The following is a 21,999-nucleotide window of genomic DNA, read 5'->3' as shown; positions in this document are numbered from 1 at the left end:
AGGCCGCGAGAGGCCGCAGCCGCCGTTGTTCAGGGCGCTTTTACGCTTGCGCCTCTTCGACCCTCAGGCCCGCCACGTCGTGGTCGATCTCGGCGAGCGCCCGTTCGACATGGCCCTCGAAGACGAGCGTCGCCTCGTCGGCGACGACGGTGATCTTCGGCGTGCCGTAGATGCGCACGTGCAGCGACTGCTGCAGCCCTTCTTCCAGCCCGCGCGACAGGAGGTCCATGTAGCGCGTGCCGTGGCCGGCGATCGCCACCGGCATGTCCCCGAAGAGGCTCAGCATCCGCGAAAGCCCCTGGCCGATCGCGAGCCCCGCCTGGCGGAAGGCGTATTCCGACATGCGGTGGCCCTGGCGGGCCCGGAGCGCGATCTTGTCCATCTCGGCGAGCGGCACGAACTTCGCGGGAATCGTGTCCGGCGGCACTTCGAAGGCGGTCCTGAGGATGCCGTAGAAGCCGGCCGACGCCTCGATGCAGCCGCGCGAGCCGCAGCGACAGAGCTTGCCGTCGGCGGCGTTCAGCATGTGCCCGAAATTCGGCGCGCTCACCTCGATGTCGCCGCTCGCGCCCCGACGGGCGACGCCGAGGCCGATCGAATGGCCGAGCGAGAGTGCGGCGAGCGAGCGGAAGGGGGCGTCGCCGTCCCGGTCGGCCCGTCTTGCGAGCGCCTGCGCCACCAGCGGTGTCTCGTTGTTGAGCCGGACCCGCATCGACGGCGGAAGGGCGAGCGCGGCGGAAAAATCGATCTCTTCGTAGCCGAAGACCGGCGACCAGAGGAGCCGCGAGCCGTCGGGGTCGACGAGGCCCTTGCTGCTGATCGAGATCGCCGCGATGCGGTCGGCGTCGAGGCCGGAGCGGCGCATCAGCCTGAGCACCGCCTCGCGGAAGGCGGCGACGAACTGGGCGGTCGAGGGACCCGCCTCGTCGCGCGGCTCGTCGAAGCGGTCGATCAGCGTGCCGGTATAGTCGGCGAGCGAATATTGCAGCGTATCGGAGGAGATCCGCACCGTGATCAGGTAGCGGTGGTCGCGCTTTCGGGCGAAGAGCACCCGCGGCCGGCCGCGTCCGCCGGAGACGTGCTGCTCGTGGCGTTCGAGCGCGCCGGTCCGCTCGAGGTCGGCAGTGATCGCCGAGACAGTCGCGGAAGCAAGCCCGGTCGTCGCCGCGATGTCGGTGTGGGCGAGCGGCCCGTGGCGCCGGAGCGATGACAGGACGAGCACGCTGTTCTGCTGACGCACCATCTCGGTGCTGGACTTCGTCAGCATGGAGGCTTTCCGGTCATGTCGGTCGTCTGCAGCACATGCTCCTCCCAAAGCATCCGGCCGGCTTCTTGGCAAGCCCTCGCCCTTGTCGGACGGGGGCTGTTGACAGCTGGAGAATCTTCTGCCAGTTATTTTCTCGACTGTCGAGAAAAACCGGTGAGACCGGCAGACGAGACAGTGATTTCCGCAGGGCTGAGAGGGGGGGAGGGAGTTCCACCGCCGGCCTGCATCCAACAGGGAGGCTTACATGAAGTCCATTTCGAAGCTGATGGCATGCGCTGCCGTCATCGTATCCATGCATTCCGCCGCCGCCGCCAAGGACCTGGTCGTCGGCGTTTCCTGGTCGAACTTCCAGGAAGAGCGCTGGAAGACCGACGAGGCGGCAATCAAGGCCGCGCTCGAAGCATCCGGCGACAAGTACATTTCCGCTGACGCGCAGTCCTCTGCCGCCAAGCAGCTCACCGACATCGAAAGCCTGATCTCCCAGGGCGCCAACGCGCTCATCGTTCTCGCCCAGGATTCCGACGCCATCGGCCCGGCCATCGAAAAGGCCGTCGCGGAAGGCATTCCGGTCGTCGGCTACGACCGCCTGATCGAGAACCCGGATGCCTTCTACATCACCTTCGACAACAAGGAAGTCGGCCGCATGCAGGCCCGCGAAGTGTTCAAGGTGAAGCCGGAAGGCAACTACGTCTTCATCAAGGGCTCGTCCTCCGACCCGAACGCGGACTTCCTGTTCGCAGGCCAGATGGAAGTGCTGAAGGAAGCCGTCGACGCCGGCAAGATCAAGAACGTCGGTGAGGCCTATACCGACGGCTGGAAGCCGGAAATCGCCCAGAAGAACATGGAGCAGTTCCTGACCGCCAACGACAACAAGGTCGACGCGGTCGTCGCCTCGAACGACGGCACCGCCGGCGGTGCGGTCGCTGCCCTCGACGCCCAGGGCCTCGCCGGTTCCGTTCCGGTCTCCGGCCAGGATGCCGACAAGGCGGCGCTGAACCGCGTCGCTCTCGGCACCCAGACCGTATCCGTCTGGAAGGACAGCCGCGAACTCGGCAAGCGCGCCGCTGAAATCGCGGTCGAACTCGCCGGCGGCAAGAAGATGACCGAAATCGAAGGCGTCACCTCCTTCAACGGCGGCCCGAAGGGCGTCGCCATGCAGTCGGTCTTCCTCGCTCCGCTTCCGATCACCAAGGACAACCTGAACGTCGTCATCGACGCCGGCTGGATCTCCAAGGACGAAGCCTGCCAGGGCGTCAAGGGCGACGTCGCCGCCTGCAAGTAAGCACCCGCACGCGGTGTGATCCGAACCTTCACAAGCGCCGCGACGCACCCCGTTGCGGCGCTTGCACAAGGTCGGTGCGAGGCGGACAATGGCGTCCGCAGTCGTTTTCGTCGGCCGCTCGGGGGAGCAGGCCGTACGCGATCCGGACCGTATCATCAGACCAGCCGCATCACGCTTCGGCCTCCGGCCGCATGGACGGCGGCTCTTTAAGAACAAGTGGGGAGAAGGCACGTACATGGCCGACATCACACATGCTACCCAGAGTAATCCCGCGCGAAACGCCAATGAAAGCGCGGTGAAGCGCTTCTTCCGGGCAACCGAGATCGACACCCGTCTCCTCGGCATGGTCGGCGCACTCGTGCTCATCTGGCTCGGTTTCCAGGTCATGACCGGCGGCCTCGTCGACGGCCTGTTCCTGAAACCGCGCAACCTGTGGAACCTGACCGTGCAGACCTCCTCGGTCGCCGTCATGGCGAGCGGCATGGTGCTGATCATCGTCACCCGCAACATCGACCTTTCGGTCGGCTCCGTGCTCGGCTTCTGCGGCATGGTCATGGGGGTCATGCAGGCGAAGATCCTGCCGCAATATCTCGGCCTCGAGCATCCGGCGATCTGGATCCTGACGCTCGCCTCCGGCATGATCGTCGGTGCGGCGATCGGCGCCCTCCACGGCGCGATCATCGCCTTTTTGAACGTGCCCGCCTTCATCGTCACGCTCGGCGGACTGCTCGTCTGGCGCGGCGCCACCTGGTTCGTCACCTCCGGCCAGACGGTCGCCCCGATGGATGCCACCTTCCGCCTGATGGGCGGCGGCACCGAAGGCTCGATCGGCGCCACGGCGAGCTGGATCGTCGGCCTCGTCGCGTGCCTCGCGATCGTCGCCGCCATCCTGAATTCGCGCAAGCAGCGCAAGCGGTTCGGCTTTCCGTTGCGCCCGGTCTGGGCCGAGTATTTCCTCTCGGTGCTCGGCTGCGTGCTGGTGCTCGGCGCCGTCGCGATCGCCAACAACTACTACTGGCCGACCAACATCGCCCGCAAATACGCCGATGCCAACGGCATCGCCTGGCCTGAGGGCGGCCTCCTGATCTCGCACGGCATCGCCATTCCGGTGCTGATCGCCGTTGTCGTCGGCATCGTCATGACCTTCATCTCGACGCGCCTGCGCTTCGGCCGCTACGTCTTCGCGATCGGCGGCAACCCGGAGGCCGCCGAACTCGCCGGCATCAAGACCCGCTGGGTGACGGTCCGGATCTTCACGCTGATGGGCATCCTCTGCGCCGTCGCCGCGGCGATCTCGACCGCCCGCCTCAACGCCGCGACCAATGCGCAGGGCGAGCTCGACGAGCTCTACACCATCGCCGCGGCGGTCATCGGCGGCACCTCGCTCGCCGGCGGCGTCGGCACGATCGCGGGTGCCATGATCGGCGCGCTGGTCATGCAGTCGCTGCAGTCCGGCATGGTGCTCCTCGGCATCGACAGCCCGTTCCAGCGCATCGTCGTCGGTGTGGTCCTCGTCGTCGCCGTCTGGCTCGACACCGTCTATCGCGCCCGCGCCAAGTAAGAAGGAGTACGCTCATGTCAGACAAACGCACTCCGCTGGTGGAAATGAAGAATGTTTCCATCTCGTTCGGCGGCATCCACGCGGTCGAGAACGCCTCGGTCGATCTCTATCCCGGCGAGGTCGTGGCACTGCTCGGCCATAACGGCGCCGGCAAGTCGACGCTGATCAAGATCCTCTCCGGCGCCTACCGGCGCGATGACGGCGAGATCCTGATCGACGGCGAACAGGCCGATATCAACAACCCGCGCGATGCCAAGAAATACGGCATCGAGACGATCTACCAGACGCTCGCCGTCGCCGACAACGTCGACGCCGCCGCCAACCTCTATCTCGGCCGGGAACTCCGCACCGCCTGGGGCACGCTCGATGACGTGGCGATGGAGGCGAAGGCCCGAGAGGTGATGGGGCGGCTCAACCCCAACTTCCGCCGCTTCAAGGAGCCGGTGAAGGCGCTCTCCGGCGGCCAGCGGCAGTCGGTGGCGATCGCGCGTGCGATCCTCTTCGACGCCCGCATCCTGATCATGGACGAGCCGACGGCCGCACTCGGGCCGCAGGAGACCGCCCAGGTCGGCGAGCTGATCCAGCAGCTGAAGCGGGAGGGCCTCGGCATCTTCCTGATCAGCCACGACATCCACGACGTCTTCGATCTCGCCGACCGCGTCTTCGTCATGAAGAACGGCAAGGTGGTGGGGGAAGCCCGCACTCAGGATGTCACCAAGGACGAGGTGCTCGGCATGATCATCCTCGGCAAGTGCCCGCCGGCCGCAATCCCCGGGCCGGGGGCGATGCAGACGACCTGACGCCTTTCGGGGCGGGGCCGAGGGGCGCCCCGCCCCGCCGCGCTCCCCCTCGGGGGAGAAGCCGCAGCACCGGTCTTCCCGTTTCGGGAAGGCCGGTGTCTTCGTTTCGGGTCGCCTTGCGGCGGTCCGGTCCTAGGCCTCCGCCGCCCGCCCGGCGGCCCGCGTCATCGCGGCGGTGAGCGAGGGGAAGATGCGCGGGTCTTCCGACTGCGCGACGTTGAAACGCAGGAAGCGCCCCGCCGTCTGCGACACGCTGAAGGCGTTGCCGGGTGCCAGGATCACGCCGTCTTCGAGGCAGGTGCGGGCGATCCCGGCGGCATCCAGCCCCTCCGGCAGCCGGCACCAGAGGAACATGCCGGCCTTCGGCGTAATCCACGGTTCGAGCCCCGCCGCCATGAGCCGCCGGCCGACGCGCTCGCGGGCCGCGGAGAGCCGCACCCGGAGCGCCTCGACATGCTTGCGGTAGCTGCCGTCAGTCAGGAGCGACAGCACGAGTTCGGAGGAAAGCCGTCCGCCGCCGAAGCTGGTGGCGATCTTCAAGTCCGTCAGCGCCTCGATCCAGTCCGGCCTGGCGGCAATGAAGCCGCAGCGCACCGAGGCGGAGAGCGTCTTGGAAAAGCTGCCGATCGCGATCACCCGGTCGAGCCCGTCGAAGGCGGCGAGCCGCGGCGAAGGCGCCTCCTCGAAATCGGCGAAGATGTCGTCCTCGACGATCGTCAGCCCGGCCGCGTCGGCGAGCTTCAGCAGCCGGTGCGCGACGACCGGCGAGAGTGTCGCGCCCGTCGGGTTGTGGATCGCCGAATTGGTGATGTAGAGCCGCGGCCGGTGCTCGGCGAGCGCCTCGCCGAACCGGGCGATGTCCGGCCCCTCGGGCGTATAGGGTACACCGACGATGCGCACCCGGTGGGCGCGCAGAAGGGCGATGAAATTGAAATAGCAGGGATCGTCGACCAGCACCGTGTCGCCCGGCTCCAGCAAAAAGCGGCAGACGAGGTCGATCGCCTGCGTGCCGGAGTCGGTGAGCATGATCTGGTCCGGCGGCGCCGTCACGCCGGCATCGGCAAGCCGCCGCGCGAGAAGCTGGCGCAGCCCCGCAAGCCCGAGCGGCGTGCCGTAGTCGGAAAGGCCTGCCTCCGGCCCGCGGGCGGCGGCCCTGAGCGCCTTGGCGAGTGCCGCCTGCGGCATCCACGACGGCGGCAGCCAGCCGCAGCCGGGCTTGGCGACCGTCTCGCCGCTTTCGAGCGACTGGCGCGACACCCAGAGCGGGTCGATTTCGCGATCGAGCCGCGGCCCGATTTCGGCAAGCGAGAGCGGTGCGAGCGGTGCCGCGACGAAGAAGCCGGCGCCCGGGCGCGAACGGATCAACCCCTCCGCCGCCAGCCGCTCATAGGCTTCGACGACGGTCGAGACCGAGACCTGCTGGCTGCGCGCGAAGCCTCTCACCGAGGGAAGCTTCGCCCCCGGCGTCAGGCTGCGCGCCGCGATCCGCGCCTTCACCGCCGCCATCACCTGGCCGATGCGCGTGCCTGCGGTCTTCTCCGCCGCGCTGGAAACATCCATCCGTATTGCTCGCCATGCCATAACAGTTTCAGCAGATTGTACTGCACCGTCTCTGGTTCTTCCAGCCCGCACATCGCAAAAGACCGTCAGGATCAGCGGAAAGGAACGATTTCGGATGCAGGCGACACGCAGCGGCTTGATGAATGGAATGGCGGGGGTGGCGATCTTCAGCGGCTCGCTGCCGGCGACGCGGCTTGCCGTCACCGGCTTCGACCCGGTCTTCCTGACGGTTGCGCGTGCGGCGATTGCCGGCGGGCTGGCCTTGGCGCTGCTGCTGGCGCTCCGCCAGAAACGGCCGGCTTCGGGTGACCTCCTGCCGCTTGCCGTGGTGGCGCTCGGCGTGGTCGTCGGCTTTCCGCTGCTGACGGCCTATGCGCTGGAGACCGTCACCTCCGCCCGCTCGGTGGTCTTCATCGGGCTCCTGCCGCTTGCGACGGCGATCTTCGGGGTCTTGCGTGGCGGCGAGCGGCCGCGGCCGCTCTTCTGGCTGTTTTCCGGCCTCGGCAGCCTGCTGATCGCCGGCTTTGCCGCGGGGCAGGGGCTCGGTGCCACCTCGACCGGCGACCTCTTGATGCTGGCGGCGGTCCTCGTCTGCGGCCTCGGCTATGCGGAAGGGGCGGCGCTTTCGCGCCGGCTCGGCGGCTGGCAGGTCATCTCCTGGGCGCTCGTCCTGTCGCTGCCGGTGATGGCGGCGGTTCTGGTGCTGTGGCTGCCGCAGAGCTTTGCCGGCGTCAGCCCGGCCGCCTGGGGCGGGCTCGCCTATGTCTCGCTCTTCAGCATGCTGATCGGCTTCGTCTTCTGGTATCGCGGGCTCGCGCAGGGCGGCATCGCCGCCGTCGGCCAGCTGCAGCTCTTGCAGCCCTTCCTCGGACTGACGCTCGCCGGCCTCCTGCTCGGGGAAGAGGTGAGCCCGTTGATGCTCGCCGTCACCACCGGCGTGGTCGGCTGTGTCGCGGCGGCGCGGAAATTCGCCCGCTGAGGTGGCGTCAGCGGATCACCGGCTCGCCGTGATAGCGCCGGCGCGAGGGTTTCGAGACACCGTAGGCCACTTCCATCATCAGCCGCGGGCGTGATCTCGGCAGCGTTCCCATGTGGAAGCCGAAGGGGTCCTCGACGAAGCCGGTGCCGGCCGGGCCGGTCAGCGTCATCACCGCGTCGCGGCCGTAATAGGCGAGCACCTCGTCGGCCGGATGGCCGACCACCGGCGTCAGCTGGTGCTTCAGCCGGCGGCGTCGATGGCTCTCGCGGATATAGACATGCGGGCCCGCATCGACGCCGACATCGTTGATGTAGAAGAAGAATTTCAGCATCCGCCAGTCGTCGAGATCGAAATGGTACTTGAACGACAGCCGGTTCAGGTCCGCCTCGCTCGCGCCCGCCGCCGGGAAGCTCCACCAGGTGCGGAGCGTGACCTGTTGCGCCTGGCCGCCGAGATAGTGCTGCGCCACCGCCTTCAATAGCGGGTCGCGCTGCACGGCGAGCGCCGCCTCGCAGGAGAGCACCCGCTCGAAATGGTGGCCGCTCAGGATCGACCGGCCGAAGCGCGCCTCGGCCTCGCCGTGCTCGTCGGCGAGGAATTCGAGCCGCCGTTCGAAATTGCCGAAGCAGGGCGTTTCGCGGGCGAAGCGGCCGATCTCCTCATGGATTTCCGTCGGCAACCTGAGGCCGGTGAAGATGCCGTCGCGGCGGATCTTTGCGGCGATCGTCTCGGCCGGCAGGTCGCCGAACATCGAGCTTTCCGCCCCGCTCTCCGGCGGCGCCGGCCGCGCCGTCAGCCAGTGCGCCTTGCGCGCCGGCATGGTGCGGGCGAGCACGAACATGGCGAGCCAGGCGGGATTTTCCTTGAGGTCGGCGAGGTAGGTCGGGATGCGCGCCGCAATGCGGCTCGCAAGGCCGCCGTTGCGGGCGACCCATTCGAGGTCTTGGGGAGTGGAGTGTTCGGCGTCGAGCATCCGCGGTCCTTCTTGCAAAATGCAATGAGGTTCGGTGACGGGATAGGCGGACAGGCCGGCCCTCCCGTGCCGCTGCGTCCGCAACGCTCGTCCGCCAATGCAGCGGAAATGTGGCGGGGACGGCTCGCTCGACCGGCCTCCGGTCCTGCCGGCGGAAACCCGTGAATAGATGCGGATGCAATTGCAGGGATTTTCGCGGTAATGATTGCAACTGGAGATAATTGACGTCTCCGCAAACCCGGCAGGAGGAAAATCCGGTGCCGAAAGAAAAGCATTTCGAAATCTCGATCTTCGTTCCTGAAAAGGCGCCGGCGTTCGCCCCGATGCTCTCCCGCGAGGAGATCGGCGAACAGGTGCTGACCAAGGGGTTCGCCACCGCCGTCGGCGGCATCGCCCGGGTCGGCGCCGACAAGGTCGTGGAACAATGGCGCGGCACCGTCGACACGCTGGTCGGCCTCGGCGCCACCGTCTCCGAGCGTGCCGAAGGCTGGCACGTCGAGGAGATCGAAGTCGGCTTCACGCTGAGTGCCTCCGGCGAACTCCTCTTCATCGCCGAAGCCGGCGCCGAAGCGAGCATCACCTTCAAGCTGAAGCCGAAGGGATCGGGAGAGCTTGCCTCGACGTAAAAGGGCCGGGGTGGTCGCTGGAAGCCGAAGCGTCCCCCTCACCCCTCCGGCTCGAACACCATCGCGTGGCCGTTGATGCAGTAGCGCAGGCCGGTCGGCTTGGGGCCGTCGGGGAAGACGTGGCCGAGGTGGCCGCCGCAGGTGCCGCAGCGGATTTCGGTGCGCACCATGCCGTGCGAGGTGTCGCGGTGTTCGGTCAGCGCGCCGGGACGGACGGGTGCGAAATAGCTCGGCCAGCCGCAGCCGGCGTCGAACTTGGTGTCGGAGCGGAAGAGCGGCGTGTCGCAGGCCGCGCAGCGGTAGAGCCCGCGCTGGAAGGTGTTCCAGTAGGGGCCGGTGAAGGGCCGTTCGGTGCCGTGCTCGCGCAGGATATGGTACTGCTCCGCCGTCAGCTGCCCGCGCCACTCCTCGTCGGTCTTTTCGATCCGGGTCGTCGTCACGTCGTTGGTCATCGCTCGTCTCCCTGTTCCTCTTGCCAAGATAGGGCGCCGGAGCCGCCGCGACAATTGTGCTCGCACCTCCTCCCTCGGCGTCGGCGCGCTTTGCCTGTATAAGGAGATGTGCGGACTCATCCGCAGTCGGGGAGACGGGCCGGGGGAAGCCGAGGGGGCACTCCCCCTCCGGTTCCGGCTGGCGGTCTCTTCCGCCAAGAGGGGAAGCGTGCCATGCGCAGTATCAAGCTTGCCTTGTGGGGAATACTGGTCCTGTTGAGCCTGCTCTGGCTCGCCGCCGAGCCGGACGTCTTCCAGTCGGAAAACCTCTTCGCGCTGCGCGCCGCGATGATCCAGTACAGCGGCGTCCTCGCCATCGGCGCGATGAGCATCGCGCTCGTCCTGGCGCTCCGGCCCGGCTGGCCGGAAACCTGGCTCGGCGGCCTCGACAAGATGTATCGCCTGCACAAGTGGCTCGGCATTTCCGCGCTCGTGTTTTCGCTCGCCCACTGGCTCTGGTTCGAAGGCGCGGGCTGGGCGATCGAGCTCGGCCTTGTCGCGCGGCCCGAGCGGCCCGAGCGGCCGCCGCTCGAAAATCCCGTCCAGGAGTTCCTCGTCGGCCTGCGCGATCCCGCCGAGGGCCTCGGCGAATGGGCCTTCTACATCTCCGTCCTTTTGATCGTGCTGGCGCTCGTCTCGCGCTTCTCCTACTGGTGGTTCTTCAAGACCCATCGGCTGCTCGCCGTCACCTATCTCGTGCTCGCCTTCCACACCGTGGTGCTCGCCGAATTCGGCTACTGGACGCAGCCGCTCGGCGTCGTGCTCGCCGTACTCCTCGTGTCCGGCACCGTCGCCGCCGTCATCGTCCTCCTGCGGCGTGTGGGGATCAGCCGGCAGGCCTTGGGCAAGATCACTACGCTCACGGCCTATCCCGGCGTCCGGGCGCTCGAGATCGGCATGGCGATGGAGCCCGGCTGGTGCGGCCACGAGCCCGGCCAGTTCGCCTTCGTCACCTCGGACAAGGGTGAGGGCGCGCATCCCTTCACCATTGCCTCGGCGTGGAATGCCACCGACCGCAGCATCACCTTCATCACCAAGGCGCTCGGCGATTACACGAGCCGTCTCCCGGATACGCTCGCCGTCGGCCAGGAGGTGCGGGTCGAGGGTCCCTATGGCCGCTTCACCTTCGACGACGGATGTCCCCGCCAGATCTGGATCGGCGGCGGCATCGGCATTACGCCCTTCATCGCCCGGATGAAATACCTCGCGGCGCAGCCCGACGGCCGTGCCGGCCAGGCGATCGACCTCTTCCACTCCTCAAGCGAACTCGACGAGGAGGCGTTTGCGCGGCTGACGGCCGATGCCGCGGCCGCCGGTGTCCGCCTGCATATCCTCGTCGACGCCCGCGACGGCCTGCTGACCGGCGAGCGAATCCGCGCGGCGGTGCCCGACTGGCGGGAGGCGAGCATCTGGTTCTGCGGTCCCGTCGGCTTTGCCGATGCCCTGAAGCGCGACTTCGCCGGCCAGGGATTCGACGCGAAGAAGCGCTTCCATCAGGAACTCTTCTCGATGCGGTGACGACGGGTGGTTCCGGCGATCGCCCGCCCGCCGCTTCGGCTCGTCCCGGCCCGCCGATTTCCGGGGGATAACGGAGTTTTGACCGGCCGCATCAGCCGCCGCCCGCTTGCATTGCCGGGCGCATTTTCCAACACTGCCGCGCGAATGGCCCGGCGGCGCGTCGCCGCCGTTGGTCCTTCGCCCTTGAGGCGGGGGCGTCTTTGCCCTAACAGGGATGGCACTCCGGCGTCGGCCCCACGGCCGCGCCGCTGCTGCGGAAGAAGGAGAACAGATGCCCGTGGATGGAGCCGGCCTGACATTGCTCGCAATGCTTCTGCCCTTTGCCGGCGCAGCACTCGCGCCCGTTCTCACGGCCCGTCTCGGGCACAACGCCGCCTGGCTGCTGGCGCTCGTCCCGGGTTTCGCCTTCGTCCATTTCGCCGGTTTCCTGCCGGAGGTCGCGGACGGCCGGGCGGTCACCGGCGGCTATGCCTGGGTGCCGAGCCTCGATCTCACCTTCTCCTGGTTCCTCGACGGGCTGTCGCTCACCTTCGCGCTGCTGATCACCGGCATCGGCACGCTGATCGTGCTTTATTCCGGCGGCTACATGAAGGGCCACCCGCAGCAGGGCCGGTTCTTCTCCTTCATCCTGATGTTCATGGGCTCGATGCTCGGCGTCGTCGTCGCCGACAGCTTCCTGATGCTCTTCGTCTTCTGGGAGCTGACCTCGATCACCTCCTTCCTGCTGATCGGCTTCGACCATGCCCGCGAGGCCTCGCGCCGGGCGGCGCTGCAGGCGCTGGTGGTGACCGGCGGCGGCGGGCTCCTTCTTCTGGCCGGGCTGTTCTTCCTGTGGGACATGTCCGGCGTCACCCGGCTTTCGCTGCTTGTCCATGGCGGCGACGTGCTGCGCGAAAGCCCGTTCTATGCGGCGGCACTCTTGCTGGTGCTCGGCGGCGCCTTCACCAAGTCGGCGCAGTTTCCCTTCCATTTCTGGCTGCCGAACGCCATGGAGGCGCCGACGCCGGTCTCCGCCTACCTGCATTCGGCGACCATGGTGAAGGCCGGCGTCTATCTGCTGATGCGGCTCAATCCGGTGATGGGGGCGACGCCCGCCTGGGAACTGCTGCTGCCGCTCTTCGGCGGCGTGACGCTCATGGTCGGCGGGCTGCTGGCGGTGCGCCAGACGGACCTGAAGCTGATGCTCGCCTATACGACCGTCGCTTCCCTCGGCCTTCTCGTGATGCTGACCGGCTTCGGCTCGCCCTATGCGGTCGAGGCGGCGGTGCTCTATCTCGTCGCCCATTCGATGTTCAAGGGTGCGCTCTTCATGGTCGCCGGCCTGATCGACCACGAGTCCGGCACCCGTGACGTGACGAGACTCGGGGGATTGAGGAAGGCGATGCCGGTCACCTTCGCCGCCGCGGTGCTTGCCGCGCTCTCGATGGCCGGCCTGCCGCCCTTCTTCGGCTTCCTCGCCAAGGAGGAGATCTATGCGGCACTCGCCGGCGGCGATCCCCGCGCCATCCTCTTCACCGCCGTTGCCGTCGCCGGCAACGCGCTGATGTTCGCCGTCGCCTTCGCGGTGGCGCTGAAACCGTTCCTCGGGCCCGAGGTCAAGACGCCGAAACATGCCCATGAAGGCCCGGCGCTGCTCTGGCTCGGACCGGCGGTGCTTGCGCTTTCCGGCCTTGCCGCCGCCGTGCTCTCCGGCCTGTCGCACCGTTACGTTTCCTCGCCGATGGCGAGCGCCGTCGCCGGCGAGGCCGAGACGGTCACCATCGGCCTCGCGCCGCATATCGGCGTGCCGCTTGCGCTTTCCGTCCTGACGATCGCGATCGGCGTCGGCCTCTATCTTTCGCTCGCGTCCGTCCGCGGCGGCGTGGCACGTCTGCTCGAACTCGTCGGGCCGGGGCCGGATCGCGGCTTCGACGCCTTCATCCGCGGCCTCGTGCGTCTTTCCTTCCGCGTGACGCGGGTCGTGCAGGACGGCCGCCTCGACGTTTACGTCACGGCGACCTTCATTCTGCTTGCCGTCGTGCTGCTGGTGCCGCCCTTCATCTACGGCGAGCTGCCGGCGATGCCCGCCTGGCCGGCCGATGTCGGCTTCCACCAGCTTACCTTCTTCGTGATCGCCATCATCGGCCTCGTCGCGGTGCTGATGGCCGGCGACCGGCTGACGGCGATCGTCTCGCTCGGCATCCAGGGCTTTGCCGTCGCCGTCATCTTCCTGCTCTTCGGTGCGCCGGACCTCTCGTTCACCCAGTTCATGGTCGAGACGCTCTCGGTCGTCATCCTGGCGCTGGTCATGACGCGGCTCCGGCTCTCGCCCTCCGATCACCGGCCGCCGCGTCAGCTTGTGGTCGACGGCAGCATCGCGATCGCCTGCGGCCTCGGCTTCGCGCTGCTTCTGCTGAAGACGACGCAGCTCTCCTTCGACACCGCGCTCACCGATTTCTTCAACGCCTATTCGAAGGTCATCGCCCACGGCGCCAATGTCGTGAACGTCATCATCGTCGACTTCCGCGGTACCGATACGCTCGGCGAGATTTCGGTGGTGATGATCACCGGGCTTGCGATCCTGGCGCTGATCCGCATCCGCATCGCGCCCGTCCCGCCGGTCACCGCCGCCGTCGTCTCGCCCGTCGAGCCGGCAAAGCCGCCGTCGAAGAAACGCGCCGCGAAGGAGGGCAAGGCATGACGACTGTGCTTCACCCCCCTCTGTCGGCTGCGCCGACATCTCCCCCACAAGGGGGGAGAGTGGCGCACGCACTCTTGGCCTCTGTCCGTCCTGTGTGCCCTCAGCATGATTGTATGTCCTATCTGCGGAGAGCGCCGATGCTTGCCGTATTCCGCTCTCCCCCCTTGTGGGGGAGATGCCCGGCAGGGCAGAGAGGGGTGCGCTTGCGCGAGACCGGCCGCAAAGGGGGACGTCCATGAACACGCTGATCTTCCGCACCGTCGCGCCGTTCCTCACCGCGCTGATGATCCTCTTTTCGATCTTCGTGCTCTTGCGCGGCCACAATGAGCCGGGCGGCGGCTTCATCGGCGGGCTGATCGCCGCCTCCGCCTTCGCCATCTACGGCATCGCCTTCGGGGTGCAGGCGGTGCGGCGCGCGCTCTGGTTCCACCCGATGTCGATCGCCGGCGCGGGCCTCATGCTCGCCTGCCTCTCCGGCTTCCTCTCCGCCGCCGTCGGCGTGCCCTTCATGACCGGGCTCTGGATCTATCCGAACGTCTTCGGGGTCGAGGTGCCGCTCGCCACCGTCATGTCCTTCGACGTCGGCGTCTATCTCGTCGTGGTGGGGGCGATCACCTCCATCGCGCTGGCGCTCGAGGAAAGGGAAAACGACTGATGGAAGCGCTGTTTTCCGGCCTCGTCGGCATCTTCTTCGCCGTCGCGCTCTACCTCATGATGTCGAAGCGCATCGTGCGCGTGCTGCTCGGCATCGCGATCCTCGGCAATGCGGTGAACCTCCTGCTCTTCACCACCGGACGCCTCACCGCCGCCGTGCCGCCGATCATTCCCGAGGGATCGGAGACGCTTGCCGCGGGTGCGGCCAATCCGCTGCCGCAGGCGCTCATCCTGACGGCGATCGTGATTTCCTTCTCCTTCTTCTGCTTCCTGCTGGTGCTCACCTACCGCGCTTACCAGGACCTCGGGACGGACGACACCGACGAGATGCGCGTGGCCGAGCCGGAAAATCCGCCGCTGCCGCCGATGGGATACTGAGTGTGATGATGCCTGTGCCTTATCTGATCCCCCTCTGGCCTGCCGGCCATCTCCCCCACAAGGGGGGAGACCGCCGCGCCGCCGGCGCCGAGTTCAAAATGCACGCCTTGAAAGTGTTGCCCCCGAGGAGGCTTGACGGTTTGGCGGGGAGCGTGCCCCGTAGTCTCTCCCCCCTTGTGGGGGAGATGGCCGGCAGGCCAGAGGGGGTCTTTTTCTGATGGCCGCGTCCTCCTCCGTCGATCTCGCCCGGGCCTGGGTCATGGCGCCCGCTGCGGCGGACCAGTGGCTGGTGATCCTGCCGGTCGCACTCTCGCTCGGCTTCGGTGCGGCGCTGATGATGATGCGCCATGCGATCCGGCTCCATGCGATCGTCGCGATCATCGGCCTTTCGATCCTCGTCGCCGTCGATCTCCTGCTGCTTGGGCGGGTGCTCGCCGGCGGTCCGGTGACGATGATGATGGGGCGCTGGCTGCCGCCCTTCGGCATCGCCTTTACCGTCGACGTCGCCGGTGCGCTCTTTGCGCTCACCGCCGCGGTGGTGGCGCTCGCCGGCGCCATTTACGCGACTAAGGACATCAATGTCAGCGGCCGGCGCTACGGCTTCTATCCCTTCCTGATGGTGCTGATGGCCGGCGTCTCCGGCGCCTTCCTGACGGGCGACATCTTCAATCTCTATGTCTGGTTCGAGGTGCTGCTGATCTCCTCCTTCGGCCTCCTGATCCTCGGTTCCGAGCGCGAGCAGATCGACGGGGCGCTCAAATATTCGGTGCTGAACCTCGTCGGCACCACGCTCTTCCTGATCGCCGTCGGCTATCTCTACGCGATCTTCGGCACGCTCAACATGGCCGATATCGCCCGCAAGGCGGCCGAGCATCGCGGCACCGCGCCGCTGATGACGCTCGGCGCGCTCTTCGTGCTCGCCTTCGGCATGAAGGCCGCGGCCTTTCCGGTCAATTTCTGGCTGCCCGCCTCCTACCACACGCCGCGCATCGTGGTTTCGGCGCTCTTCGCCGGCCTGCTCACCAAGGTCGGCGTCTACGCGCTGCTGCGCACCATGGTCATGCTCTTCCCGGTCGAAGCAGAGGCGCTCGCCCTGGTGGTCGGCATCGCCGCCGCGGCCACCATGGTGCTCGGTGCCATGGGCGCGCTCGCCCAGGCCGACATCCGCCGCATGCTCGGCTTCGTCGTCATCGCCGGCATCGGCAACATGCTGGCCGGTGTCGCGATCGGCGGCAATCCGGGGCTTTCGGCGGCGATCTTCTATGCGCTGCATTCGATCGTGCTGATGACGACGCTCTACCTTCTGGCCGGCGAGGCCGCGCGGATCGGTGGCAGCTTCTCGCTTGCGGGCCTGAGCGGTCTCTATGCGAAGGCGCCGGGTTTCGCCGCGCTGTCGCTCACCCTCTTCTTCGCCGCGAGCGGCCTGCCGCCGCTTTCCGGTTTCTGGCCGAAGGCGCTGCTGGTCAAGGCGGCGATCGACACCGGCGCCTGGTGGCTGGCGGGTTCGATCCTCCTTTCCGGTTTTCTCATTACCATCGCCTTCGGGCGGGTCTTCCTGCTTGCGTACTGGCGGCCGGCGCCGGAGGCCGTGCCGGTGACGATGGAGACGATCGCGCTTGCGCCGCCGGTCGAAACGCCGCGGTTTTCGGCACTCGCGCCGATCCTTCTCCTGTCCGCGCTGGTCGTCTGGTTCGGCCTCTTCCCCGATCAGTTGATCGGCTGGACCCGGACCGCCGCCGAGGGGCTTTCAAACCCCGCCGCCTACTTCCAGTCCGTCTTCCCCGAAGGAGGCGCGCAATGATCCTCTATGCGATCAACCTCCTGATGGCGATCGTCTGGGCGGCGGTGACCGGCAGCGCGAGCCTGCACAACCTGATCTTCGGCTTCGTGCTGTCGACGTTGACGCTCGGTCTCATCCGCGAGCAGGTCAACGGCACCGGCTATCTGACCCGCTCCTTCCGCGTCGCCTCACTCGCCTGGCTGTTCTTCGTCGAGCTGGCGAAATCGGCCTGGAAGGTGGCGGTCATGGTCGTCTCGCCGAAGGTCGACATTCAGCCCGGCATCTTCGCCTATCCGCTGACGGTGACGCGCGATTTCGAGATCACGCTGCTCGCCAACCTCATCACGCTGACGCCGGGCACGCTCTCCGTCGACGTCTCGGAGGACCGCAAGACGCTCTACGTCCACGCCATCGATTGTTCCGACCCGGACGCCGCCCGCCGCGACATCGCCGACGGCTTCGAACGCAAGATCAGGGAGGCTTTCGAATGACGGCACCCGAAGCCATCATCCAGGCGGCCTGCACCTTCGCGCTGATCGTGCTCGGCGTCGCCTTCATCCTCACCGTGTTCCGCGTGGTCGTCGGCCCGACGCTGCCCGACCGGGTGCTGGCGCTCGACATGCTGGTCGGCATCGTGCTCGGCTTCATCGCCGCCTTCGCGATCCGCACCGGCTACACGCTCTATATCGACATCGCGATCTCGCTCGGCCTCGTCGGCTTCCTGACGACGGTCGCCTTCGCCCGCTTCATCCTGACCCGCGGACTGGTCGGCGAGGCGGTAAGGCCCCCGAAAGAAGCCGGCAAGGCGGCGGGCGCAAAGGCCGGCAAGAAGACGAAGAAACCGGCCGTGAAGGGAGGCAAGGCATGAGCGTGCTCTTTGCCCTCGTCACCGCGGCGCTGATCGTCGGCGGGTCGCTCTTCGCGCTGATCGCCGCGATCGGCATCAACCGGCTGCCCGACCTCTACACCCGCATGCACGCCGCCTCGAAGGCGGGCACCGTCGGCTCCGGCCTGCTGCTGCTCGCCGTCGGCCTGCATGCCGGCGATGTCGCGACACTCGCCCGCGCGCTCGCCGCCTTCTTCTTCTTCATCCTGACGGCGCCGGTCTCCGCGCACCTGCTGGCGCGCGCCGCCCACAAGGTCGGTTATCCCCTGACGCGGATGTCCGTCTGCGATGATCTGAAGAAAGACGGTTCGTGACGCACTTTCCACCGCGGATTCTGCGGTTCCATTGCAGTGCGAAAGCACAAGCGTCGCAGTTCCTCTGAAATAGTGCGGAATTTCGACTGCCACAAACGGGTAAAAATAGTAATTGGATATTCGGCCAAACAATGATAATCGCTGAAGTCGAGCACTGGTCTTGAGAACTGGCGTTCCGAGGTTGTGCAGGAAATCTTCCGCAAGTTATTTTTGCAGGAATACTGCAATAGGTGGGTTTTCTAATGCAGCCTCTATGCCGGAACATCATTTCCAGACAGGCGGGACCGACGTTGCCACTCGAAATCTAGGGGTGGGTTTCATGTTGTTTCAACAGGGCGGTATCGGCGGTCATGTTCTGGTTTGCTGGGTGAGTGGCGGCCGGCCATGAGGGCGGCGCTTGGCAAGACATGTTGAACAGGAGAATGACAATGAATGATTCCGCCCATGGTTCCGGCCATGACCTTTTCGTGGAATTGACGGCCGACATCGTCGCGGCCTACGTCAGCAATCACGTGGTCCCGGTCGGCGACCTTCCGAACCTGATCGCCGACGTGCATGCGGCCCTGAGCAACACGACTGCTCCGGCGCCCGTCGCTGCCGTCGTCGAAAAGCCGAAGCCGGCGGTTTCGGTGCGCAAGTCCGTGCAGGACGACCAGATCATCTGCCTGGAATGCGGCGGCGCCTTCAAGTCGCTGAAGCGGCACCTGATGACCCATCACAACCTTTCGCCGGAAGAATACCGCGAGAAGTGGGACCTGCCGGTCGACTACCCGATGGTGGCCCCGGCCTACGCGGAAGCCCGCTCGCGCCTCGCCAAGGAAATGGGCCTCGGCCAGCGCCGCAAGCGCGGCCGCTAAGCCCGCCGCGATCACAGAAAGACCTTTCCGGTCCCGAAGGGGTGGCCGGAGGTTTGGTTTTCGAGACCCGGTTCCGCCGTGCGCGGGGCCGGGTTTTTTGTTGGGCGGGTGAGGGGGAGGGGGAGGGGAAGGGGAAGGGGAAATGCTCCAGCCTTCGAACTTATCCCTCGTCGTGCGTGGCGAAGCCTGCGCGCTGACGCCAAGGCTCGGAAAGATGCCTGCCGCAACTCACTGCCAAAGCCCCTATGCGATACAGAACAATCTGCTTCAGGTCGCGGCGAATGCGGCCACTAGTCCCCCTGCTCTCCCACTACGGTGATTGCGGTACAGGGTGTGCCGTGCCGATGCATCCCATGAAGCCAAAAATCGAGAGGTCATGCATGAAAACGCTGCTGCTTAAGAAAGATGAAGTAAGGCGGCTGATCGGTATGACAGAAGTCATCGACGCTGTGGAGGAGGCATACAAAGCCTTTAACAGCGATCAGGTGGTACAACCTGATTATATAGGGATGCATCTCCCATCGTCCCGTGGGGAGATTGACTTCAAGATTGGTTACCACAAAGCCGATGAAGTGCTCTCCATGAAAGCATCTTCCGGAGGGTTCATTAATAACCCGACAGCACACGGCGTGCCGAGTGGCATGGGGACCATTCTGCTGTTTGATGCCAGGAGCTGTGCGTTGATTTGCGTCATGGATGGGAGCTTGATCACAGGCCTCAGAACGGGGGCGGCTGGAGCCGTCTCCGTCAAAGCCCTGGCCAGGAAGAACGCCGGAACGATCGCATCGATCGGCACAGGAAATCAGGCAAGAATGCAAATCCGGGCGATCAACCAGATCATGAAAATTGAAGAGATCCACGCTTGGGACAGTAACCCGGACACGCTTTCCCAATACAAGACCGATATCGAAAGCGAGTTCGGCATCCCCGTCACCGTCGCAAGCTCCAAAAAAGAAGCCGTTGAGCAGGCCGATATCTTGATTACGACGACCCGCGGGAAAGGGTCGCTTGTGGAAGCGGATTGGGTGAAGCCCGGCACACACATCGTTGCCATCGGCACAGATCAGCGCGGCAAGCAGGAGCTGGATCCGGAACTCTTCAGGAACGCGAAAATCATCGTCGACTCGATCTCGCAATGCACAGAAAAGGGCGAGACCTGGCACCCGCTGAATGAAAACATCATCGCCAAAGACGACATCCATGGCGAAATTGGCGAGGTACTGTTGGGAAGGAAGCCGGGACGAGAAAGTGATGACGAAATCACGATTTTCGATTCCACGGGGATGGCCATACAAGACAATACCACAGCCAGCAAAATCTATCAGAATGCAATAGCCAATAACGTCGGCACGTTCTTTCAGTTCTTTGAGTGATTACTATGCGCAATTACCCAACCATCCAGGACATCCGTGAAGCTCAGGAACGGCTGAAACCGCACGTCAGGCATACGCCGCTATTGCGTGCGGACAAAATCGAGAAAGCCGCTGGCTGTCAGCTCTATCTCAAACCCGAAACCCTGCAGATCACTGGTGCCTTCAAAATCCGCGGCGCCCTGAACAAGGCTCTCTCGCTCTCGAGAGAAGAGATCGCAAACGGCATCATTGCGACCTCGTCAGGCAACCATGCCCAGGGGCTCGCTTATGCCGCCAGAATGCTGGGCGTAAAAGCGATATTGGTTCTTCCGGTCACCACGCCAAAGATCAAGATCGAAAATACAAAAGCCCTCGGGGCGGAAGTCGTTCTTTTCGACGGCGATACCGCCGCCAGATGGAAAAGGGTGTATGAAATCGCGGAAGAAAACAAATACGCGGCTGTTCACGCTTTTGAAGACCCCATCGTGATGGCCGGTCAGGGAACGATCGGATCTGAAATACTGCAGGACCTGGACGATGTAGATACGGTCATCGTTCCCGTCGGCGGCGGAGGCCTGATCTCGGGAATCGCGACCGCCATAAAGGAAACGAAACCCTCGGTTCGCGTCATCGGCGCAGAGCCTGCCTTGACACCGAAGTATTTTTACAGCCGGCTCAACAAGGAGCGCACTTCGCTTCCCTTGAAGAACACCATTGCTGATGGCTTGAGGATAAGCGTTCCGGGTCAAAACCCGTATCCGATCATCGAAAAATATGTGGACGAGATTGTTCTTGTTGAAGACGAGCACATCATCGCCGGGATACGTGCTCTTGCCAAGGATGCGAAGTTGATCGCTGAACCTGCCGCCTCGATTGGCATCGGAGCACTGTTGGCGGGCAGCATAGACGTCGAGCCCGATGAAAAAGTCTGTGCGGTGTTGTCCGGCGGGAACTGGGATCTATGCGACCTTGCCGAGATATACACAATGTAGCGGGGTAAGCAGTTTCAGCTTCGGTCGGTTCACCACCTCGATCGCAGTTGAACGTCTGCGATCCTCATGGCCAAGCAAGACTCTGCCGGGCCGGAACGCGGCCCGAACACGTCATTCGGCGATCAGCTTGGCGACGACCGCTCCCCATCGTTTAGTTGCCAAGATGCCTTCAACCCGATGTCCGCTTTCGGGCGGATGCCAAAGCTGTCGGAGCGTCCGAAACGAAGGCGCAAAGCTGCCGCTCTGAAGCCACGCCAGATGTCCCCCCGGCCCCCAACCGCTCGTCGTCTCCGCTCCCTGACATCGCGAAAAACACACCTCCCCCCGATTCCTGTGGTTTTCCCGCCAGCGAGTTGGGCTAAAAGGATATAGGAATAAAAACCTATATCGTGAGGAGAGCCCCATGCTGTCACAGGAAGTCGTTCCCGTCGAGTATCAGCCGGCGCCGCGGCCGCCGGATCCGGGGGCGTTGCTGTCTTCCGCCGAGCGGCAGGATTTGCGTTTCCGCTGCATGATGGTGCGGCAGGTGGTGGCGGAGCTGCTCGCCTTCGCCGGCGACGGGGGCAGGGCCGGCCGCGACCGTCGCCGCTCGGTCCAACACATCCGCCAGATTGCGATGTATGTCAGCCACGTCGTCCTGCAGATCCCGATGCAGCATGTCGCCGTCGCCTTCGGCGCCGACCGCACCACCGTCTCGCATGCCTGCCGCACCGTCGAGGAGCGGCGCGAGAACCGTGCCTATGACGATTTCGTCGGCGCTGCCGAGCGGCTGACGGCAAGCTTTTTCCTGACGTCCGGAGGCCTCCTGCATGGCTGACGGCAATCTGGTGCCGGCAGAGCGCAAGGCGCTCGCGCGGCTGATGCGGCTTGCCCTTTCCGGGCCGATGCGGATCGCGGGCGAAGAGGGCGGCGCCTGCCGTCTTTCCGGCAGCGGCGGCGAGATCGCGCTTTCCGAGCGGCTCCTGCGGCTCGCCGTCGCCCGCGGTCTCCTCAAGCGCCGCGGTCGCGCGATCGTCGCCGGCAACGAGGCGCTTGAGGAGACCGCGGGC

At 65.7% G+C, this 21,999-nt stretch carries 22 protein-coding genes; 18 read left to right on the top strand and 4 right to left on the bottom strand.

The window, feature by feature from the left end:
- Positions 1 to 40: 40 nt before the first annotated feature.
- The gene (locus tag EUU22_RS09345; RefSeq protein ID WP_129331762.1) at positions 41 to 1,267 is read right to left on the bottom strand and encodes an ROK family transcriptional regulator; all 1,227 of its coding nucleotides are present in this window, start codon (positions 1,265 to 1,267) and stop codon (positions 41 to 43) included.
- 244 nt (positions 1,268 to 1,511) lie between these two features.
- On the opposite strand from EUU22_RS09345, the gene xylF reads away from it, so the two are divergent.
- The 3 genes from xylF to EUU22_RS09330 all read left to right on the top strand — a co-directional run bounded on the left by xylF (position 1,512) and on the right by EUU22_RS09330 (position 4,910).
- Positions 1,512 to 2,549 carry a D-xylose ABC transporter substrate-binding protein gene (gene xylF / locus EUU22_RS09340; protein WP_129331761.1) on the top strand — a complete coding sequence of 346 codons (1,038 nt, stop codon included), beginning with the start codon at positions 1,512 to 1,514 and terminating at the stop codon, positions 2,547 to 2,549.
- Between the two features lie 235 nt (positions 2,550 to 2,784).
- The gene (locus EUU22_RS09335; RefSeq protein ID WP_129331760.1) at positions 2,785 to 4,110 is read left to right on the top strand and encodes a sugar ABC transporter permease; all 1,326 of its coding nucleotides are present in this window, start codon (positions 2,785 to 2,787) and stop codon (positions 4,108 to 4,110) included.
- 14 nt (positions 4,111 to 4,124) lie between these two features.
- Positions 4,125 to 4,910: an ATP-binding cassette domain-containing protein gene (locus EUU22_RS09330; RefSeq protein ID WP_129331759.1), complete on the top strand. Its 786-nt coding sequence runs from the start codon at positions 4,125 to 4,127 to the stop codon at positions 4,908 to 4,910.
- A 132-nt stretch (positions 4,911 to 5,042) separates the two neighbouring features.
- Here EUU22_RS09330 and EUU22_RS09325 read toward each other — a convergent pair whose 3' ends face one another.
- Positions 5,043 to 6,470: an aminotransferase-like domain-containing protein gene (locus EUU22_RS09325; RefSeq protein WP_129331758.1), complete on the bottom strand. Its 1,428-nt coding sequence runs from the start codon at positions 6,468 to 6,470 to the stop codon at positions 5,043 to 5,045.
- A 115-nt stretch (positions 6,471 to 6,585) separates the two neighbouring features.
- Between EUU22_RS09325 and EUU22_RS09320 the strand changes: the two genes are divergently transcribed.
- Positions 6,586 to 7,449, top strand: a complete 864-nt coding sequence (locus tag EUU22_RS09320; RefSeq protein WP_129331757.1) for a DMT family transporter — start codon at positions 6,586 to 6,588, stop codon at positions 7,447 to 7,449.
- Between the two features lie 7 nt (positions 7,450 to 7,456).
- Here the strand turns inward: EUU22_RS09320 and EUU22_RS09315 are convergent, their stop codons facing one another.
- Positions 7,457 to 8,422: a hypothetical protein gene (locus EUU22_RS09315; RefSeq protein ID WP_129331756.1), complete on the bottom strand. Its 966-nt coding sequence runs from the start codon at positions 8,420 to 8,422 to the stop codon at positions 7,457 to 7,459.
- Positions 8,423 to 8,679: 257 nt separating this feature from the next.
- Between EUU22_RS09315 and EUU22_RS09310 the strand changes: the two genes are divergently transcribed.
- Positions 8,680 to 9,048, top strand: coding sequence for a Pepco domain-containing protein (locus tag EUU22_RS09310; RefSeq protein ID WP_129331755.1), 369 nt, complete (start codon positions 8,680 to 8,682; stop codon positions 9,046 to 9,048).
- Positions 9,049 to 9,086: 38 nt separating this feature from the next.
- Here EUU22_RS09310 and msrB read toward each other — a convergent pair whose 3' ends face one another.
- Positions 9,087 to 9,500 (bottom strand): peptide-methionine (R)-S-oxide reductase MsrB, encoded by a 414-nt coding sequence (msrB, locus tag EUU22_RS09305; protein WP_129331754.1) that lies wholly within the window; start codon positions 9,498 to 9,500, stop codon positions 9,087 to 9,089.
- 213 nt (positions 9,501 to 9,713) lie between these two features.
- Between msrB and EUU22_RS09300 the strand changes: the two genes are divergently transcribed.
- The 13 genes from EUU22_RS09300 to EUU22_RS09230 all read left to right on the top strand — a co-directional run.
- Positions 9,714 to 11,057: a ferredoxin reductase family protein gene (locus EUU22_RS09300; protein WP_129331753.1), complete on the top strand. Its 1,344-nt coding sequence runs from the start codon at positions 9,714 to 9,716 to the stop codon at positions 11,055 to 11,057.
- Positions 11,058 to 11,328: 271 nt separating this feature from the next.
- Positions 11,329 to 13,737, top strand: a complete 2,409-nt coding sequence (locus EUU22_RS09295) for a putative monovalent cation/H+ antiporter subunit A (RefSeq protein WP_129331752.1) — start codon at positions 11,329 to 11,331, stop codon at positions 13,735 to 13,737.
- Positions 13,738 to 13,972: 235 nt separating this feature from the next.
- On the top strand, positions 13,973 to 14,392 hold the full coding sequence (locus tag EUU22_RS09290) for a Na+/H+ antiporter subunit B (RefSeq protein WP_129331751.1): 420 nt from the start codon (positions 13,973 to 13,975) through the stop codon (positions 14,390 to 14,392).
- Complete coding sequence (locus tag EUU22_RS09285) at positions 14,392 to 14,769, top strand: Na+/H+ antiporter subunit C (RefSeq protein WP_129331750.1); 378 nt, start codon at positions 14,392 to 14,394, stop codon at positions 14,767 to 14,769. The genes EUU22_RS09290 and EUU22_RS09285 overlap by 1 nt, the downstream gene beginning before the upstream one ends.
- Positions 14,770 to 14,986: 217 nt before the next feature.
- A complete protein-coding gene (locus EUU22_RS09275) occupies positions 14,987 to 16,570 on the top strand; it encodes a Na+/H+ antiporter subunit D (RefSeq protein ID WP_129331748.1) in 1,584 nt (527 codons plus the stop codon).
- Entirely contained in the window at positions 16,567 to 17,040 is a 474-nt protein-coding gene (locus EUU22_RS09270; protein WP_129331747.1) for a Na+/H+ antiporter subunit E, read from the top strand. Before EUU22_RS09275 ends, EUU22_RS09270 begins: the two co-directional genes overlap by 4 nt.
- Positions 17,037 to 17,417 carry a cation:proton antiporter gene (locus EUU22_RS09265; RefSeq protein WP_129331746.1) on the top strand — a complete coding sequence of 127 codons (381 nt, stop codon included), beginning with the start codon at positions 17,037 to 17,039 and terminating at the stop codon, positions 17,415 to 17,417. Before EUU22_RS09270 ends, EUU22_RS09265 begins: the two co-directional genes overlap by 4 nt.
- Entirely contained in the window at positions 17,414 to 17,749 is a 336-nt protein-coding gene (mnhG, locus tag EUU22_RS09260; RefSeq protein WP_129331745.1) for a monovalent cation/H(+) antiporter subunit G, read from the top strand. Before EUU22_RS09265 ends, mnhG begins: the two co-directional genes overlap by 4 nt.
- 428 nt (positions 17,750 to 18,177) lie before the next feature.
- The gene (locus EUU22_RS09255) at positions 18,178 to 18,606 is read left to right on the top strand and encodes a Ros/MucR family transcriptional regulator (protein WP_129331744.1); all 429 of its coding nucleotides are present in this window, start codon (positions 18,178 to 18,180) and stop codon (positions 18,604 to 18,606) included.
- Positions 18,607 to 18,986: 380 nt separating this feature from the next.
- Positions 18,987 to 19,979: an ornithine cyclodeaminase family protein gene (locus tag EUU22_RS09245; protein ID WP_129331743.1), complete on the top strand. Its 993-nt coding sequence runs from the start codon at positions 18,987 to 18,989 to the stop codon at positions 19,977 to 19,979.
- 5 nt (positions 19,980 to 19,984) lie between these two features.
- Positions 19,985 to 20,950, top strand: coding sequence for a threonine/serine dehydratase family protein (locus EUU22_RS09240; RefSeq protein ID WP_129331742.1), 966 nt, complete (start codon positions 19,985 to 19,987; stop codon positions 20,948 to 20,950).
- Between the two features lie 403 nt (positions 20,951 to 21,353).
- Positions 21,354 to 21,767 (top strand): helix-turn-helix domain-containing protein, encoded by a 414-nt coding sequence (locus tag EUU22_RS09235; protein ID WP_129331741.1) that lies wholly within the window; start codon positions 21,354 to 21,356, stop codon positions 21,765 to 21,767.
- A partial coding sequence (locus EUU22_RS09230) for a hypothetical protein (RefSeq protein WP_165351127.1) occupies positions 21,760 to 21,999 on the top strand: 240 nt, incomplete at its 3' end. The genes EUU22_RS09235 and EUU22_RS09230, both read left to right, overlap by 8 nt.

The sequence above is a fragment of the Ciceribacter ferrooxidans genome (assembly GCF_004137355.1).
GTDB lineage: Bacteria > Pseudomonadota > Alphaproteobacteria > Rhizobiales > Rhizobiaceae > Allorhizobium > Allorhizobium ferrooxidans.
This window is presented reverse-complemented; position numbering and strand designations above follow the sequence as displayed.